Origin of the sequence: Acinetobacter brisouii (assembly GCF_008993995.1) — a bacterium.
GTDB classification, from domain to species: domain Bacteria; phylum Pseudomonadota; class Gammaproteobacteria; order Pseudomonadales; family Moraxellaceae; genus Acinetobacter; species Acinetobacter brisouii_A.
In genome coordinates this window covers 1-15,824 of record NZ_BKNN01000005.1, presented here as the reverse complement: position 1 = coordinate 15,824, position 15,824 = coordinate 1, and the positions used below count along the sequence as shown (strand labels likewise).

13 protein-coding genes are annotated in these 15,824 nt (G+C 41.9%); 2 read left to right on the top strand and 11 right to left on the bottom strand.

The features are described from left to right. Positions 1 to 205: 205 nt before the first annotated feature. Positions 206 to 691: an Lrp/AsnC family transcriptional regulator gene (locus tag GBN19_RS02380; protein WP_151777014.1), complete on the top strand. Its 486-nt coding sequence runs from the start codon at positions 206 to 208 to the stop codon at positions 689 to 691. A gap of 46 nt (positions 692 to 737) precedes the next feature. On the opposite strand, the gene GBN19_RS16045 is transcribed toward GBN19_RS02380, so the two are convergent. The 7 genes from GBN19_RS16045 to GBN19_RS02350 all read right to left on the bottom strand — a co-directional run bounded on the left by GBN19_RS16045 (position 738) and on the right by GBN19_RS02350 (position 10,572). Further along, positions 738 to 1,652, bottom strand: coding sequence for an autotransporter outer membrane beta-barrel domain-containing protein (locus GBN19_RS16045; RefSeq protein ID WP_228271197.1), 915 nt, complete (start codon positions 1,650 to 1,652; stop codon positions 738 to 740). Further along, positions 1,580 to 2,587, bottom strand: a complete 1,008-nt coding sequence (locus tag GBN19_RS16040) for an SGNH/GDSL hydrolase family protein (RefSeq protein ID WP_228271196.1) — start codon at positions 2,585 to 2,587, stop codon at positions 1,580 to 1,582. The genes GBN19_RS16045 and GBN19_RS16040 overlap by 73 nt, the downstream gene beginning before the upstream one ends. A 219-nt stretch (positions 2,588 to 2,806) precedes the next feature. Continuing rightward, on the bottom strand, positions 2,807 to 4,264 hold the full coding sequence (locus GBN19_RS02370) for an efflux transporter outer membrane subunit (RefSeq protein ID WP_151777013.1): 1,458 nt from the start codon (positions 4,262 to 4,264) through the stop codon (positions 2,807 to 2,809). A 16-nt stretch (positions 4,265 to 4,280) separates the two neighbouring features. Further along, on the bottom strand, positions 4,281 to 5,405 hold the full coding sequence (locus GBN19_RS02365) for an ABC transporter permease (protein WP_151777012.1): 1,125 nt from the start codon (positions 5,403 to 5,405) through the stop codon (positions 4,281 to 4,283). A 1-nt stretch (position 5,406) separates the two neighbouring features. Next, positions 5,407 to 8,175 carry a ribosome-associated ATPase/putative transporter RbbA gene (gene rbbA, locus GBN19_RS02360; protein WP_151777011.1) on the bottom strand — a complete coding sequence of 923 codons (2,769 nt, stop codon included), beginning with the start codon at positions 8,173 to 8,175 and terminating at the stop codon, positions 5,407 to 5,409. A 15-nt stretch (positions 8,176 to 8,190) separates the two neighbouring features. Next, positions 8,191 to 9,165 (bottom strand): HlyD family secretion protein, encoded by a 975-nt coding sequence (locus GBN19_RS02355; protein WP_151777010.1) that lies wholly within the window; start codon positions 9,163 to 9,165, stop codon positions 8,191 to 8,193. Between the two features lie 258 nt (positions 9,166 to 9,423). Beyond that, positions 9,424 to 10,572: a glycerate kinase family protein gene (locus GBN19_RS02350; protein ID WP_151777009.1), complete on the bottom strand. Its 1,149-nt coding sequence runs from the start codon at positions 10,570 to 10,572 to the stop codon at positions 9,424 to 9,426. A gap of 281 nt (positions 10,573 to 10,853) precedes the next feature. Between GBN19_RS02350 and GBN19_RS02345 the strand changes: the two genes are divergently transcribed. Then, entirely contained in the window at positions 10,854 to 11,579 is a 726-nt protein-coding gene (locus GBN19_RS02345) for a phosphatase PAP2 family protein (protein ID WP_228271195.1), read from the top strand. On the opposite strand, the gene GBN19_RS02340 is transcribed toward GBN19_RS02345, so the two are convergent. The 4 genes from GBN19_RS02340 to GBN19_RS02325 form a co-directional block, all read right to left on the bottom strand. Then, positions 11,509 to 12,948, bottom strand: a complete 1,440-nt coding sequence (locus GBN19_RS02340; RefSeq protein ID WP_375707846.1) for a sensor histidine kinase — start codon at positions 12,946 to 12,948, stop codon at positions 11,509 to 11,511. The two genes, GBN19_RS02345 and GBN19_RS02340, sit on opposite strands and share 71 nt — an antisense overlap. Then, positions 12,929 to 13,609, bottom strand: a complete 681-nt coding sequence (locus GBN19_RS02335; protein WP_151710975.1) for a response regulator transcription factor — start codon at positions 13,607 to 13,609, stop codon at positions 12,929 to 12,931. Before GBN19_RS02335 ends, GBN19_RS02340 begins: the two co-directional genes overlap by 20 nt. Before the next feature lies 1 nt (position 13,610). Continuing rightward, on the bottom strand, positions 13,611 to 15,260 hold the full coding sequence (locus tag GBN19_RS02330; RefSeq protein ID WP_151777008.1) for a phosphoethanolamine transferase: 1,650 nt from the start codon (positions 15,258 to 15,260) through the stop codon (positions 13,611 to 13,613). Between the two features lie 152 nt (positions 15,261 to 15,412). Then, on the bottom strand, positions 15,413 to 15,824 hold a 412-nt coding region (locus tag GBN19_RS02325), incomplete at its 5' end, for an IS5 family transposase (protein WP_151777007.1).

The following is a 15,824-nucleotide window of genomic DNA, read 5'->3' as shown; positions in this document are numbered from 1 at the left end:
AACAAAATGCCCCTGTTCAGGCACCCTTCCCGTACAGGGGCATTTTGTCAATCAAAGCCATTACCCAAGTGACTTCGACCTTATGTATTCAGTGTATAACCGATGAATCACAAATGTTGCCCGATTTTTTGGTTTTTTCTTGATTCGGCAAAATAAAAATAAAGTATATTGGTATTTTTAAGATGATTCTTCCGTAGTTTAATTCATGAACAGTACAGAATACACACTTGACCAGATTGACCGAAAAATTTTATCTGCATTACGCCATAATGGGCGCCTTACCGTTGCACAGCTTTCCGAGGTTGTTGGGTTGTCATCATCTCCGTGTTGGACGCGCTTAAAGCGACTGGAAACGCTGAAAATTATTGATGGCTATACCGCAAACATCAATCCCAAAGCCATTGGGATTAATGAACTGTTTTTTATTGAAATTACTTTAGAACGGCATGACGATGAAATTTTAGAACAGTTTAGTCAGGCTCTCGCGGATATTCCTGAAGTGATCGAAGCGCATTTGGTGACAGGTGATTATGATTATTTAATTAAAGTCGCTGTTAAAAATGCCGAACACTACGAAAAATTTCTTAGAAAAAAATTGTATTCGATTAAAGGGATTCGGCATACCCGTTCTATTTTTGCACTGCGTCCGCTTAAACTGGAAAATACTGCGGATCTGATGCTGATTGATTAGCAAAAAGAGCCATATCAAGGTGGCTCTTTTTCCATCAACTTACACATCAAAATGAATACTTCATCCCAACATTGACACCAAAATCTTCAGCTTGATTGTTGGCAAACTCACCATTGGCACTTGCCCATGCTGCAAGATTTGCTGAATACTGTGTCGTTAAACCTAGGCTTGCACTTCCCCAGTTTTTATCAGGAGTATAACCTGAAAGTACAAAACTTCCGCCCATACTATTAAGACCCGCACGAATACTATGTGAGTCAGCTTGATTATCATGATTCCAAGCCACCTCAGCAAATGGCGATACAACAACATCACGGTATTTCCAATCACCTTTTAAACGCCAGCCTGCACTGGTTACAAATGAATCGCGTTGTTGTTCACCAAACCACATGGCTGTACTGTCTGTACCATGCTCAGCAAAATCATTGACTTTAATGGTTTGCCATTCTAAATGAACAAATGGCCCTGTTTTCAAATCATTGAAGTTAAACCACCATCCACCATCTAAGCCACCGCCCACATGGTAGCCCTGTGCATCGGCTGTTTCGGTACGCTCTGCCGTACCAAGTTGAATCTGACGTTTAATGTCGGTAAAGTGCAAGCTGCCTGCATTGGCAAAACCACCAATATAACCATTACCTTGATGATAAACACCATAACCCAAACCACTAACATCAAATAATTTATAATCACCCTGACTATTAGAAAAATTACCATTTTGCTGATTTAAACTCATCGCAACTCCAGCCGAAAAATTGGAATTAATCTGAGCGTCTGAACCAAAGGTAAAGTTGACATTATTGCTATTTAACTGAGGTGAGCTGTCTGAAGCTTTGAGTTTCTGGTGATTATAGTCCAGATTAAAAAATATCCGAGTTTCACCACCATTTACATCGGTGAGCATTTCATTCTTGACTGTTCGATACTGCGCTTTGGTGATCGCAAGGGGTACTTCTGACAATAAAGACTCTGACCTGGTGCAGCAAGCTCCGCCAGTACAGCTTGAGCTAATAAGCGATGAGTTGCCGTCGTTGGGTGTACCCCATCTGCAAACAGATAGCTTTGATCAGTTCCTGCAGCATAGGTATAAAGTGCACCAGACCCTGCGGGGCCACATTGATAAGATTTTGAACCTACACCACAGGCTTCATTAGTCACATTGGTAAAACCATATGCCGCAGGGTTAGCAACCACTTCGCTCAGCAATCCATAAACATTGACAGGTACAATGTTGAGACCCGAAGCACTTAAACTGTCTAAACCATTGCTTAAATTATAATTATACAATTGAGATAACTGCGTCAGATAACCTGCAACCGTTGTTCCTTGCTCTAATGCAGAGGGCGTTAAACCCATATTTGGCAAGTTATACACCACGACATACTTTGCCCCCACCTGTTGTAAGGAAGAAAGTAAACTCAATTCTGTCGTGGCTGCTGTTGTTGTTCCTGTAATCAATTGAGCCTGTGTAATGTCTAATGATACATATTTATCTAGTAAACCAAAAATATCATTAGCTCCACCCCACATTTCATACAAAGTATTCGGATTGGCTGTTCCACCCGTTAAACCCAAGTATTGAGATAATTGCTGTTGTAAAGTTGGAATGCCACTATACAAGCTATTCACAACTCCCGAGCTACCCCACGCATAGTTCGTTCCACCAAGTAATGAGGGTGATGTAGTTGTTCCTACTCCCTCAGCTACCAGTTCTGCTGCTGCCTGTCCCGGATTGGTGGTGTAGCGTGCTTGAGTTCCTGCGGTATATAAGGCAACGTTACCACCATCACTTAGGCTATCTCCAAAAATAACCACATTCTTAAAACTGGTTGCCTGTGCTTGTGTCGCACTCAGCCACATAAGGCTTGTAGTTGCAAGCCATAGTAATTTTTTCATACGCATATTCAATCCCCTGAACCCTGATCGTTCTTCCTGTTATTGTCTGAACTGTGCCGATAACCTACTTATTGCATAGCAGGTTTGAATTCATATTCAGATATATTCTCTTTGTTTTATCTATCATTTTCTTTGATATGACCAGTCAAAAAATAGGGCTTGATGTCCAAAAACATCAAGCCCTATTGAAAATAGAAAATTCGCCGAGCAAAACATCGCTTACTCTGTTTCTGGCTGCCAGCCTCCACCTAGCGCTTTATATAAACTGAGTAGATTACTGGCTTCTGCCAAATGTCCTTGTACCAAGCGATCTTGCAAGTCTTGAGCATTGATTCTTGCAAGTAAGACTTTATCTAAAGTCAGATTGCCAAATTTAAACAACTGATTGGCTTGTTTAACTTGGGTATTGGCTTGAGCTGTCGCTTGACTCAAATACTGGTTTTGCTGAAACAAACTGCTTTGTAATTGGTAGGCACTGTTTACTTCCGCCAAAGACTTCAGTAATAACTGATCATAATGTGCCAATAACGCTTGAGTCTGTGCTTCATGCGCTTCAATATTGCGCTGAATTCGTCCAGAAGTAAAAATCGGTAGGCTTACACCTGCACTCACTAAACCTGCAAAACCTTGCAGTTCTGAGCGATCACTATCCAGTCGAATTTGTCCCATTTGCCCTAAGAACTCCAACTTAAAGCGTGGCAATAAATCGGCTTTGGCACTGGCGATCTGTGCGCTAGAGGCTTGTAATAAAGCATATTGCTGACGTAAATCGGGCCGGCGATTGAGTACACTCAGTGGCGTTTCTCCCTGAGGACGTGCAGGAAGATGCTGAAGAATATCTATCGAATGCGCGAGATGAAACTGCTGTGGGTCTTGTCCTGTTAATACCGCAATATTGCGTTGATACGCGTCTGCCTGTGCCTGTAAAGTGGCTAATTGTGCCTGTAAGCTTTGCTTTTTAATCTCAACATCATGCACATCATAGGCTGTTACTTGCCCTGCCTTAAAGCGCCCATCAATATAACGACGCAGCTCAGACAAACTTTGAATGGTTTGTTGTCCAATCTGTATTCTTTTCTGTAAGCCTCTAACTTTTAAATAATTTTCAGCAATATCACTGGCAATTAACATTTGCGCAGCATACCCCTGCTGCATCACGGCAACACTGGCATATTGAGCAGCATCGGCATCACTGCGTTTTCCTCCAAAAAAATCAGGTTCCCAACTTGCAGCTAATCCCACATGTTCACTGTAGCCAGTGGTTTTTAATTGATCTTGATTCAACGTGCTTGCACCAACAGTTGCAAGCAGCGTTTGTGTTTGCTGACTCAGTGGATTATCCAATTGGAGATGATGTGCTTCAGCACCTGCGGACAAAGCCACACTTGGACCTAAATTTGCCAAAGCCAAAGCAGCATTGGCACGTGCCGCCTGTAAATTGGCACGCGCTGCTGCCAAATCATGATTATTTTTTAAGCCCTGCTCAATCAACTGCGTCAGTACAGGGTCATGCCACGTCAACCACCAGCGTGATAAATCGGTATGCTCAGGAGTGACTGGAGCGACTTGCTGAAACTGTGCGGGTACGGCAACACTGGAGTTCAATTTAACTTGTACTGGACTACATGCGGCTAAAACCAAACTACTCATTAACCCTAGCAAAAATGATTTTTGCATTTTTATTCTCCGTAATTTAGCCTTGACTGGCCAACATGGAGCGAAAGCGTTTCAATGCAAATATTAAAAAACCTACGCCCATGACACTCATAACCAATAATTTTTTCCAAACGATTGCAAAGCCTGCATCTCGAAACAGCACTTCTTGTCCAAACTGCATATATAAGGTTACAGGCGAATAAAAAGTAATGTTTTGAATCCAGTCTGGCATACTTTCAATCGGTGATTCAGAACCTGATAACAGACGTGCCACCATATAAATCGGTAGACAGAGCAACCCAAATTGCGGCATTGTTGGCGCAACGGTTGCCAGACAAATTCCCAAAGAAGACACTGAAAATAAGTAAATTGCTGTACCTAGCACATATAAGCCTATCGAACCATGAATAGGGACAGCCAAAGCCCAATGCACCACCAACCATAATGACAGTAATGCAGACAAGGTAATCACCAAGCCATTGGTCACGATTTTAGACATCACAATTTCACTGGCATGTACAGGCATAACCAGTAAATGCTCAATCGTGCCGTGTTCTTTTTCACGAATAACCGCTGCCCCCACCAAAATCATGGCAAGTAAGGTAATATTGTTCAGAACTTGTGCTACACCTGTGTACCAGTGGGTTTGTGTATTGGGATTAAATAAAACTTGAACAACAGGTGTCAGTGGCAATAAATCTGAAGGGGACTGCTGTTTAAAATCATTCACTTCATTTTGCACAATCTGATTCAGATAAGTTGTCCCCACCCCCGCTTGAGTCACTGCGGTTGCATCGGCAAGGACTTGAATCGAAACCTCACGATTGGCCATCACATCCCGTTCAAAATTGCTTGGAATGGTCAGTACAAAAACATAGTCGCCTTTATCCATCGCCTGATCGACCTGATCGGGTGAAATCATCACAGGGGTTTTAAAATAAGGCGCTTGTAAAGCATCTCGAATCCGAAATGACAACTGTGAATGGTCTTCATCAATGATCGCCACTGAGGCATTACGAACTTCTGTGGTAATGCCCGTTGCTACGGTATATACCGCAACTGAAAGAAACACCACAATCAGCCCTAGCAAAGTTACATCGCCTAACAAGCTTTTAAGTTCTTTAAGGCTCAATACCCAAACATTTTTTAGCCAACGTAACATGCTACTGCTCCTGCTTTTTCAGAATCAGTCCTGCAACAAACACATACAGCACGGCAAAACCAAATAAAATCAGGTAATACGGAATGAAACTCTGAAAACTTAGCCCTTTGGTAAAACCACCCAGGCTAATCAGTTGGAACCATGCAGTGGGAAATCCCCAGCCAATCCATGCCTTAATGCCTGTCAGGGTCGAGAGTGGATAAAAAAGACCTGAAAAATTTAATGCAGGAATCATCGACAAAATTGCTGAACCAAAAATGGCTGCCACTTGTGACTTCACAAAACTAGAAATCAGCAATCCAAATGATGTTGCGGCACAAATTAAAGCAAAAGCCCCCAATGCCATAGCAAAGAAATTACCACGCACAGGGACACCCAAAACCACAACAGCCAGCCACACCAAAAGAAAATAGCTACACATCGCAACCGCAATATAAGGCAACTGTTTCCCAATCAAAAACTGTCGTACCGATGCAGGTGACGTATATAAATTGGTGATTGAACCAATTTCACGTTCACGCACTACGCCCAAAGCGGTCATCATCACAGGAATAAGCATGGTTGCTAGCATGATCATGCCCGGAGCAATCGCATAAATACTTTTAAAATCCTGATTATAAATATAGCGTGGTTGCAACTGTACCGAAGTTGCCTGATTCAGTGGATAACCACTCGCGGTCAATTTATCGCTTAAATAACGGGTTAAAATACCTAAAATAAAACCTTTGGTATTTTCTGCAATAAAAGGCAATGATCCATCAATATAAAATCCGACTTCAGGCTTTTCTCCACGTAATAGCTGTTGTCCAAAATGCGCAGGAATATCAATCACCAATCGAGCTTCAGAACTTTGCAAGCTATAATCAATCTGATCGCTACTTTGCAAATTCTTGGTAAAACTAAAATAACTCGATGCCGAGAAATTTTGAATTAACTCGCGACTTTCGATGGTTTGATCGCGGTCAAGTACAGCAAACTTGATTTTTTTAACATCAAAAGACACGCCATAAGCTGCCGCCATCATTAAAATCACGGGGCCGATCAAAGCAAAAAACAAACGGATCTTGTCACGAAACAGCTCCTTGCCCTCGCGAACAGCAAAAGTCCAAATGGTTGCAAACCAATACAGCCAGCCTTGTACCTGAGCAGACTGAAAAACTGCCAAGTGGGATAAATCCGCCAGATCATGTGTCTCTGTTTCAGCTTCGACAGCTTGGGGAGTTGGCTGCTGTTCCTGAGATGCCGCTTGCAAATAAGCAATAAATGCTTCTTCCAAGTCGGAGGTCTGTTGCTGCTGGCAAAGCTGTTCAGGAGAACCCACCGCCAGTACTCGCCCTCGATGCATAAATGAAATGCGGTCACAACGTGCCGCTTCATTCATAAAATGGGTTGAGACAAAAATGGTAATCCGATCATCTCTTGATAAACGTAACAAATGCCGCCAGAACATATCACGAGCTGCGGGGTCAACCCCTGAGGTCGGTTCATCTAAGATTAAAACTTCAGGATGATGCAAACACGCGGCTGCTAACTGCAAACGCTGGCGCATTCCCAAAGAAATTTCATTGGGTTTGCTTTGAGCAATACTACCTAAATCAAATTCTTCTAGAGCCTGATCGACACGCTGAGCGATTTGATGTTCAGCCATGCGGTACAACTGAGCATGCAACACTAAATTTTGTCGGACGCTCAACTCCTCATATAGCGAAAATGCCTGTGACATATAGCCCACACGTAAACGAGTCTGCATATCACTGGTTTCAATCTGCGTTCCCAACAGTTTGGCTGTTCCTTCTGTCGCCTCCAGTAGACCTGTCAGCATTTTCATGGTGGTTGATTTACCACACCCATTTGAACCCAAAAAGCCAAAAATCTCACCACGTTCAATGGTGAAATTGACATGATCAACTGCGGTAAACTCACCAAAACTTTTAGTTAAATTAACTGCTTCAATCGCAGGTGGAGAATTTTCATCTTTCACAAAAGGCGTTAGCTGCAACCCATGTCCATCTGTTCGCTTCTGCTCAGGCAACAAGCGAATATACGCCTGTTCCAAATTGTGACTTTGAGTTTGTTGCAATACTTGCTGAGTAGGTGCACTGGCGATTAACTGTCCATCATCCATTGCCAATAAATATTCAAAGCGTTCTGCTTCATCAATATAGGCGGTGGAAACCAAGACTGTCATGCCCTGATTTTCTTGCCGCAAGCTATCCACCAAACTCCAAAACTGACGACGCGACAAAGGATCGACCCCTGTGGTCGGTTCATCTAAAATCAACAGTTCAGGCTGATGCACCAATGCACAGCACAAGCTGAGTTTTTGCTTCATGCCTCCTGACAGCTTACCTGCGGCACGGGTTGCAAATGGTGCTAGACCTGTCGCATTCAAAAGCCGTTGAATATGTGCCTGACGTTGCTCACGTGCCAAACCAAATAAACGCGCATGAAAATCGACATTTTCATAAACCGATAATGTTGGATAAAGGTTATGTCCCAAACCTTGTGGCATAAATGCCACTTTATGAGAGGCCAACTGACGTTGTTTTTTCTTGGACAGATCATAATCCAAGACCTTTACAGCCCCTGACTGGATGGTTTTAACCCCAGCAATCAGGCTCAGTAAAGTTGATTTTCCAACACCATCGGGGCCAATTAAGCCAACTGTAATACCGCGTGGCAAACGCAGACTCACCGAGTTTAATGCACACACTCGACCATAATGATGCGAAACAGCATCCAACCATACCGCGACTTGTTGCTCTGACATAAAAGTGTCCTCGCATTAAGATTGGGGAAGTTGAATTGCCCACTGTTTCGGCCAATTTACCCGCGAATTCAGGCGAACATAACCATTGCCTGTCATGCCACCTTTAAGTAACTGGTTATAGCGCAAGGCAATCTCACTCGGAATTGCAAGCTTGACTTTATACATGAGTTTTTCACGCTCATCGGCTGTTTCAACATACTTGGGGGTAAATTGTGCTTGATCCGCAATAAATTTAATTTTGGCAGGGAAAACCGCATTTAAACCATCCAGCACAATACGGGCATCATCTCCAACTTTTAGCTTTCCAACTGTATTGGTCGGTAAAAATACCGTCATGGTGACATCGCTCGGATCAAGTAAAGTCACCACCTTACTGCCTGCTGCCAAGACATTGCCCACTTCTGCAATTCGATATTCAACCCGACCCGCTTTTGGCGCTCGAATCAGCATATCTTGATGTGTCGAATCGGCTGAATGAATTTGTGCTTGTGCCTGTCCAACCGCAGCGGTTGCTTCGGCTTGGGCTGCCTGTGCTGCATGAACGGCTGCCACTTCAGCATCATAAGCAGCTTGACGGCGATCAAGTTCGGCTTTAGAAACCAAGGCTTGCTGATACAACTGACGAGTATTTTCCAAGTCAAGCTTGGCAACTTTTTGCTGTTGTTGACGAGCGCTCACTTCTGCGGCAGCACGTACCACAGTTTCTTTGGCACGATCTTTTCCTGCTTCAGCAGCCATAACCTGACTATTACTCTGCTCTGAAGACAATTCAGCCAAGACCGCATTTTCCTTGACACTATCGCCTTCATTGACCAAAAGCTGTTGAACACGCCCTGCGTACAAGGTCGCAACATCTAGACGCTGTAACTCCAGTCGACCATTGGATGTCGCAAAACCTTCAGGAAGTTGATTTTTACTTTTGTAATTCATCCAAACGGCAACACCGATCAAAACGGCAACCGCGACAATCACCAACACCTTTTTCAGCATGATTTGTCACCTTATCGTTAAATCATTTAAATTTATAAATATTTGTAATGATACTGAGTGTATGCGCTCTAGGTCTGAATATTAAATCATTAAAATTAATAAGCCTTTCAATCTTCAACGCTTTTACATATCAAGTTAAATGATATGTAAAAGCTATTTTTGACTCAAAAAGTGCTGAATTAGTCCTACAACACCTCAATTTCAATGATTTATTTTTGTTATTTATCAATCAAAAAATATAAGATTATTCATTTGATTTTAATCATAAATTTTTAAAATTCTGGCAATATTTTCACAAGTTCTAGCCAAGTTTTCTTGTCCATGTTGACATGCTGTTGCTAGATCACAACAACCATCCAAAATGCCAAAAATCGCTGTAAATCCTTCGCTATATAGTGTTTCAATACCTGTTCCGACATAGCCTGCACAAGCAAATAGGGGTTTATTGAACTGCTTAGTCACTTTTGCAACGCCTAAAGGTGTTTTGCCAAATTGGGTTTGAAAATCAATTCCACCTTCGCCTGTAAATACATAATCAGCACAGGCAATATGCTTGGCAAGTTCTGTTTGCTCAATCACTAACTCGACACCCGAATGCAGCCTTGCACCTGTAAATGCCATCAGCCCCGCAGCCAGACCGCCTGCTGCCCCCGCACCTGTCACTTGAGCAAGATCAAGTTGGCAAGCTTGTTGAATTTTTTTGGCAAAATAGCATAAATTTTCATCCAATTGCCTAACCATGTCAGGTGTTGCACCTTTTTGTGGGGCAAAAACTGCCGAAGCACCTGTTTCTCCAACCAGTGGATTACTCACATCACTGGCAATCAAAATTTCGACATGCTGTAAACGTGGGTCAAGTTCCGTTACATCTATCTGCTCAATCTGCTGCAATTGTCCACCTGACATCCCCTTTGCAAGGATTTGCCCATCTGCATTGAAAAAGCGCACGCCCAAGGCCTGTGCCATTCCTGCACCTGCATCGTTGGTTGCACTGCCCCCTAATCCAATGATGATTTTATCGACATCATAATCGAGTGCTGCGCGAATCAGTTCCCCCGTACCAAAAGTTGTGGTCAACAAAGGATTGCGCTGCTCTGGGCGGAGTAAATCTAAACCATTGGCTTGAGCCATTTCAATCACCGCAGTTTTTCCATGATCAATCAGTGCAAAATCAGCCTGCACTTTGTCTGGATAGAATGAACCTGTGACCTCAAAACTAATTCGCTGACCTTCTCGTGCCAAGAGCAGGGCATCGACTGTGCCCTCACCTCCATCTGCCATAGGCACATGAATAAAACAGGCATCTGGGAAAATACGAGAAATCCCTGTTTGCATGGCTCGGCAAGCCTCAACAGCACTCATACTTTCTTTAAACGAATCGGGGGCAAGCACAAAGGTTTTTGGCATTTTATTATTCAATCTGAAAGTCATATATTTCAGCCCAATCTAAGGGATTTTTACCTTTGAGTCACGTTGATTTTCAACACGATTATGTTTAACGCTAACAGTACACTCGAAATAGCATAAATAATTTGTGATCAAGCGATTTAGCCCTGCAAAATTAGCTTATTTCATTTATAAAATAACAAGTTATTTTCAAATGCTCAGCTTTTCTTAAGCTTTTCTCAGAAAGTCTTAAGTTTACTCTTCTAAGGTTCTGAATAGTTTATCATTATGGATGCTTTATCTTGAAATGGTCTCGCCCTGTACTTGTTGCCTATGAGCGGAACAATTTAATTTTACTGCTGTTCGCAGCTTTGATTTTATCTGTATTTTTTCCAATCAAAGGTGCACTGGATTTGTCTTTGAGTTTGCCGTGGGTTGATGCTCAGGGGCATTATTATTTGAGAGATAACTGGTGGTTAACACGGATTGGGCACGATGCCTTAAAACAGGGTGTCTGGTTGATTGCTTTTGTGCATCTCTATATTTTAATTGCAGGTTACTGGCAAGAAAAATGGCGCAGCTATCGCCGTTTATGTGGTTATATTTTGCTGGCAATGATCATGAGCACCAGTCTTGTTGGCTTACTTAAATCGCAATCTGAGCATGCCTGTCCTTGGAATATTGTTGAAATGCATGGTCAAACCGTGACTTGGAGTAAACATGTCATTGGCTTGGGCAAATGTTTCCCCGGTGGACATGCCTCTGCGGGATTTTCCCTGATTGCATTATATTTTGGCTATCGTCATCGGCATCCACGACTGGCAATCCTGTGGCTTGTACTCGGTTTACTGATTGGCGGCATCATGAGCGGTGTACAAATGGTTCGTGGCGCACATTTTCTGAGTCATAATTTGTGGGCGCTGTGGTGGACTTGGGCTGTAGATCTTATGATTTATATCATTCAAGCACATGGCTTTCATGCAATGCCTCAGACTGAGGATTCGACCATTTCAGAAATTTCAAATTAACCTGCAATCCGTGCAAACATGCAGAGGGCTGAAACTGTAACTCTGCATGAATTTGTTGCAATGCAGTCTGTACAATCGACAACCCCAAGCCACTGCCCATTGCCTGATGTTGCGTCTTTTCCAAGCGCACAAAGCGCTGCATAACATGATCATATTGGCTTGGCTCAATGCCTGCACCATCATCATGAATCTCCAAATACACATATTGGGCATCTTGTTTCATATTCAGTAACACAATCCCTTGCTCAGGGTTATATTTAATTGCATTGTCTAGCAGATTCAATAAAATGGTCTCTAAGGCAGCGGGCAAAGCAGCCACCACACTATCGACATGCTCATCTTGAATATTCAACTGAATATCGACTTGTTTTCTATGCGCACTGGCCAATAACTGCCCAACACAACGTCGAGTGCTATCGACCAAATCGACCGCTTGTAACTGCTCCTTACCTTGTACTTCCTGATGCGCCAAACTCATCAACTGCTCGACCAAATGCGACATACGCTTTAGGCTTTGCTCCAAATCTTGTAAATTTTCCGCATAAGCTTTTGAGTCTTTTTGAGTTTTTGTAAGTAATGATGTCTGTAAGCGAATCGCGGTCAGGGGGGTACGTAATTCATGTGCCGCATTGGCAATAAACATTTTCTGCTGCTGCTGCGCTTGCTGAATACGCTGAAACAAGTGATTCAACTCATCAATTGCAGGAGTAATTTCAGCAGGTAAATGCGCGATGCGTATTTCCGATAAATCTGAATAATCACGTACCGCAAAGGTTTGTTTAAGTTGATCAAGCGGTTTTAAATGATGACGAATCAGCCGATAAAATCCATAAATTGCAAATGGCATAAACAGCACATAAGGAATGAGCATGGTAAATGCCAATTGCTTGGCGAGATGACGACGAACCTTAATAAACTGACTAATCTGAATCTGTTTGTCAGGCAGTGGCAGGACATAAACTTTCAACTCACCACGAGAAGAATGAATTTTCTGAAAATGTGCTTCACTGGCATAAGCCATCAAATAATTCGGATGTGCTTTCTTTGATAACAACTCTTGTTTTGGCACAATATCAATAAATAAATCTGTTTCATCATAAGGTCGATGTGAGTCATACACCGACATACGATTTGGAATATTGTTCTTATCTAAAAAACTTGCCATCTCTTGCATTTGCCGATCGAGTACCTCTTCGGACTCTTCGAGAGAAATCTGATAAGCCGACATTCCGATCATAAAAAACAATAAGATACTAAAAATACAAACGCTCAAGGACATCCTTGAGCTGAGTGCTAAATGTTCATATCGCTGTTGTAACTGCTGAACATACTTACGCAGTCCTAATAAATTATTTTGCATGGGTTTCAATACAGTAACCTAAACCTCGTACCGTGCGAATCAGGTCTTTTCCCAATTTCTGCCGTAAATTATGTACATGAACTTCAATGGTATTGCTATTGATTTCGGTTTGCCAGTCATACAGTTTTTCTTCAAGCACTTGCTTCGAAAAAATTTGATTGGGATACATCATCATCGGCTCTAAGATTGCCCATTCTTTTTGGGATAGCTCAATATTTTTACCTGCTTTTAAGATGCGATGCGTGGTTGGAAACAGTTGAATATTACCCACTTTAAAGCAAATTTCTTCATCAATACTCAAGTGACTACGGCGTAAAACTGACTCAATCCGTGCCGTCAGCTCCTCAAAATCATAAGGTTTAATCAGATAATCATCTGCCCCAAGTTTCAAGCCCAAGATTTTGTCTTTGCTTTGGTCTCGGGCGCTAATAATAATCACCCCCATACGATTAAGATCGGCTTTTTTACGAATATGTTTCAGGATTTCCAAGCCATCCAATTCAGGTAAGCCTAGATCAAGCAAAGCAATATGATAAACATTGCGAAATAGCAAATCTAAGGCCTGTAAACCTGTTTGTGCCCAATCCACTTGAAATTTTTCGTGCTGCAACAACTGGTAAGTACTCTTACCAATCATTGCATCATCCTCAATATACAGCACTCGAATCATGCTAAATTTGCCCTTTGCAACTCGACAACATATCTAGTTTTTGGTCATACACTTGAGTCTGAACATTGAGTAAACCCAAAACGGTTGGGAATAAATTATCCTGACTCCATGCACTGTCTTTATAATGTGACAAGCATTGATAAATATGATGACGTTCTGACCAGTTTTGAGAAAACCACAACAACATTGGAATATGTGTCTGTTCTTTAGGCGCAACCATATAAGGTGTGCCATGCAAGTACAAACCACTTTCACCTGTCGACTCACCATGATCAGATAAATACAGCATACTACTGGCAACAGGCTGCTGTTTCAGCAAATCAATGGTCGATGCCAAAATATGGTCTGTATATACAATGGTATTATCATATGTATTAATCAATGCCTGATGATCACAGTTTTGAATATTATTGGTTTCACAAATCGGTGTAAATTTCTTAAATTCAGCAGGATAACGCTTGTAATAAGCAGGTCCATGACTCCCCATCTGATGCAGAACAATCAACTGATTTTGTTTTAAATTTTTCATATCTAAAGTTTTTAAATAATCAGTCAATGCATCAATCAAGATACCATCACGACACTCGCCATGATCACACCACTTTTGATAGCGTGGATCATCTTTCGGTGAAATATAGTTTTTAATGCGGGTACATGTGCCTTTACAGCCTGAGTTATTGTCAATCCAAGTGACTTGATAACCCGCACGCTGTACGATATCGAGCAGACCTTCACGATGCGATGCCAAACCTTCATCATAGTCTTTACGTGGCATACCTGAGAACATACACGGTACAGACACCGAAGTTTGCGTACCACAAGATGATACATTATTAAAATTTAAAATATCCAGCTTAGACAGTTCAGGATTGGTATTTTTTGAATAACCATCCAAACTGAAATTTTGGGCACGAGCCGTTTCACCAACCACCAGCACCAAAATCTTCGGCTGACGTTGTGTAGCAGATATAACCACATGCGCATCTTGCCCATAAGCAACCAGTGGTTTATTGGCATGTTTGAATTGTTTACGAATATAACTTGTGCCACTCGACAAGACATTCATCGGTGAAATCTGGGCTTTAAGCTGACGATGCTCACGAAAAATTGGGGCATATTGACTATAAAAAGAAAATAAGCCTCCTCCCATCACAGCCAATGCTACAACCAACGATGCCACTTTGGTAAGTATGACTTTTTTAAAGGATTGGGGTTGGATCTGCAAAAAACTCAAGACCACAACAGGCAAAACGACTGTGAGTAGACACCAGAGTAAAAAGGGAAAGGACAATAAATCCAGTGTTTCATGTAAATCAGTCTGCGCAACATTTTCAATTTGGGCAGTACTCACCTCAACACCCAACTGATTTACAAAATAAGAGGTCATCCCCGTCATGATCACTAAAATAATGCTCAGTGGCTTGGCTGTACGTCGCCAATTCAATAACTGCAACACAAAAAAGTAAAAACTACTTAACAAAATAAATGTCACAAAGACAAATAAATAATTGCTCATACCCTGATATGAGCTTAATTGTGAAATATTGCGGTAAAAACTGAGATTGGTAAATCCTGCCAACCAACACGCAACTAAACCATTAAATAGCGCCAAAGGCAGACTGATTTTATTTTTTGAAATAAATGCCAGCATAATCAGATCATTGTTTAGAGAATGATCGCTATTAAAGCCTGTAAACCTTAAGAGTTTATTATCTATATAATTATTAAAAATCAACAACTTAACTTAAAGAGGCTTTGTTGCACAAAGATTTAAAAACTAGGATTTCCCATATCTACTCAAATTTAAGTGACAACTCGGGTGTGAGGTCTGCCTAAATCGGTAAATCTATTTAATACTGCCACTCGTGCATGAATCTCATTGACTTGGCTTTGAAAGTTTCTCGCACTGAGTTTATCGCCTAATAACTTGATGCAATGCATCTTGGTTTCAACCAAACTTCGCCGATGATAGCCTGACCATTTCTTCCAAATAGTTCTTCCTAAACGCTTAACTGTTCTAAGCAAGTCATTGCGCTCTAGCGAACCCATCTTTTTATCTTTCCATGGCTTGGCATTTTTTCTGGGTGGAATCACTGCATGTGCTTGCCGATCTGCAATGACCTGACGGCATTGTTTTGTGTCATAAGCCCCGTCGGTATAGACTGAATCAATCTGCTCATCCAACGGGATTTGATCAAGTAAATCACCAAGTACC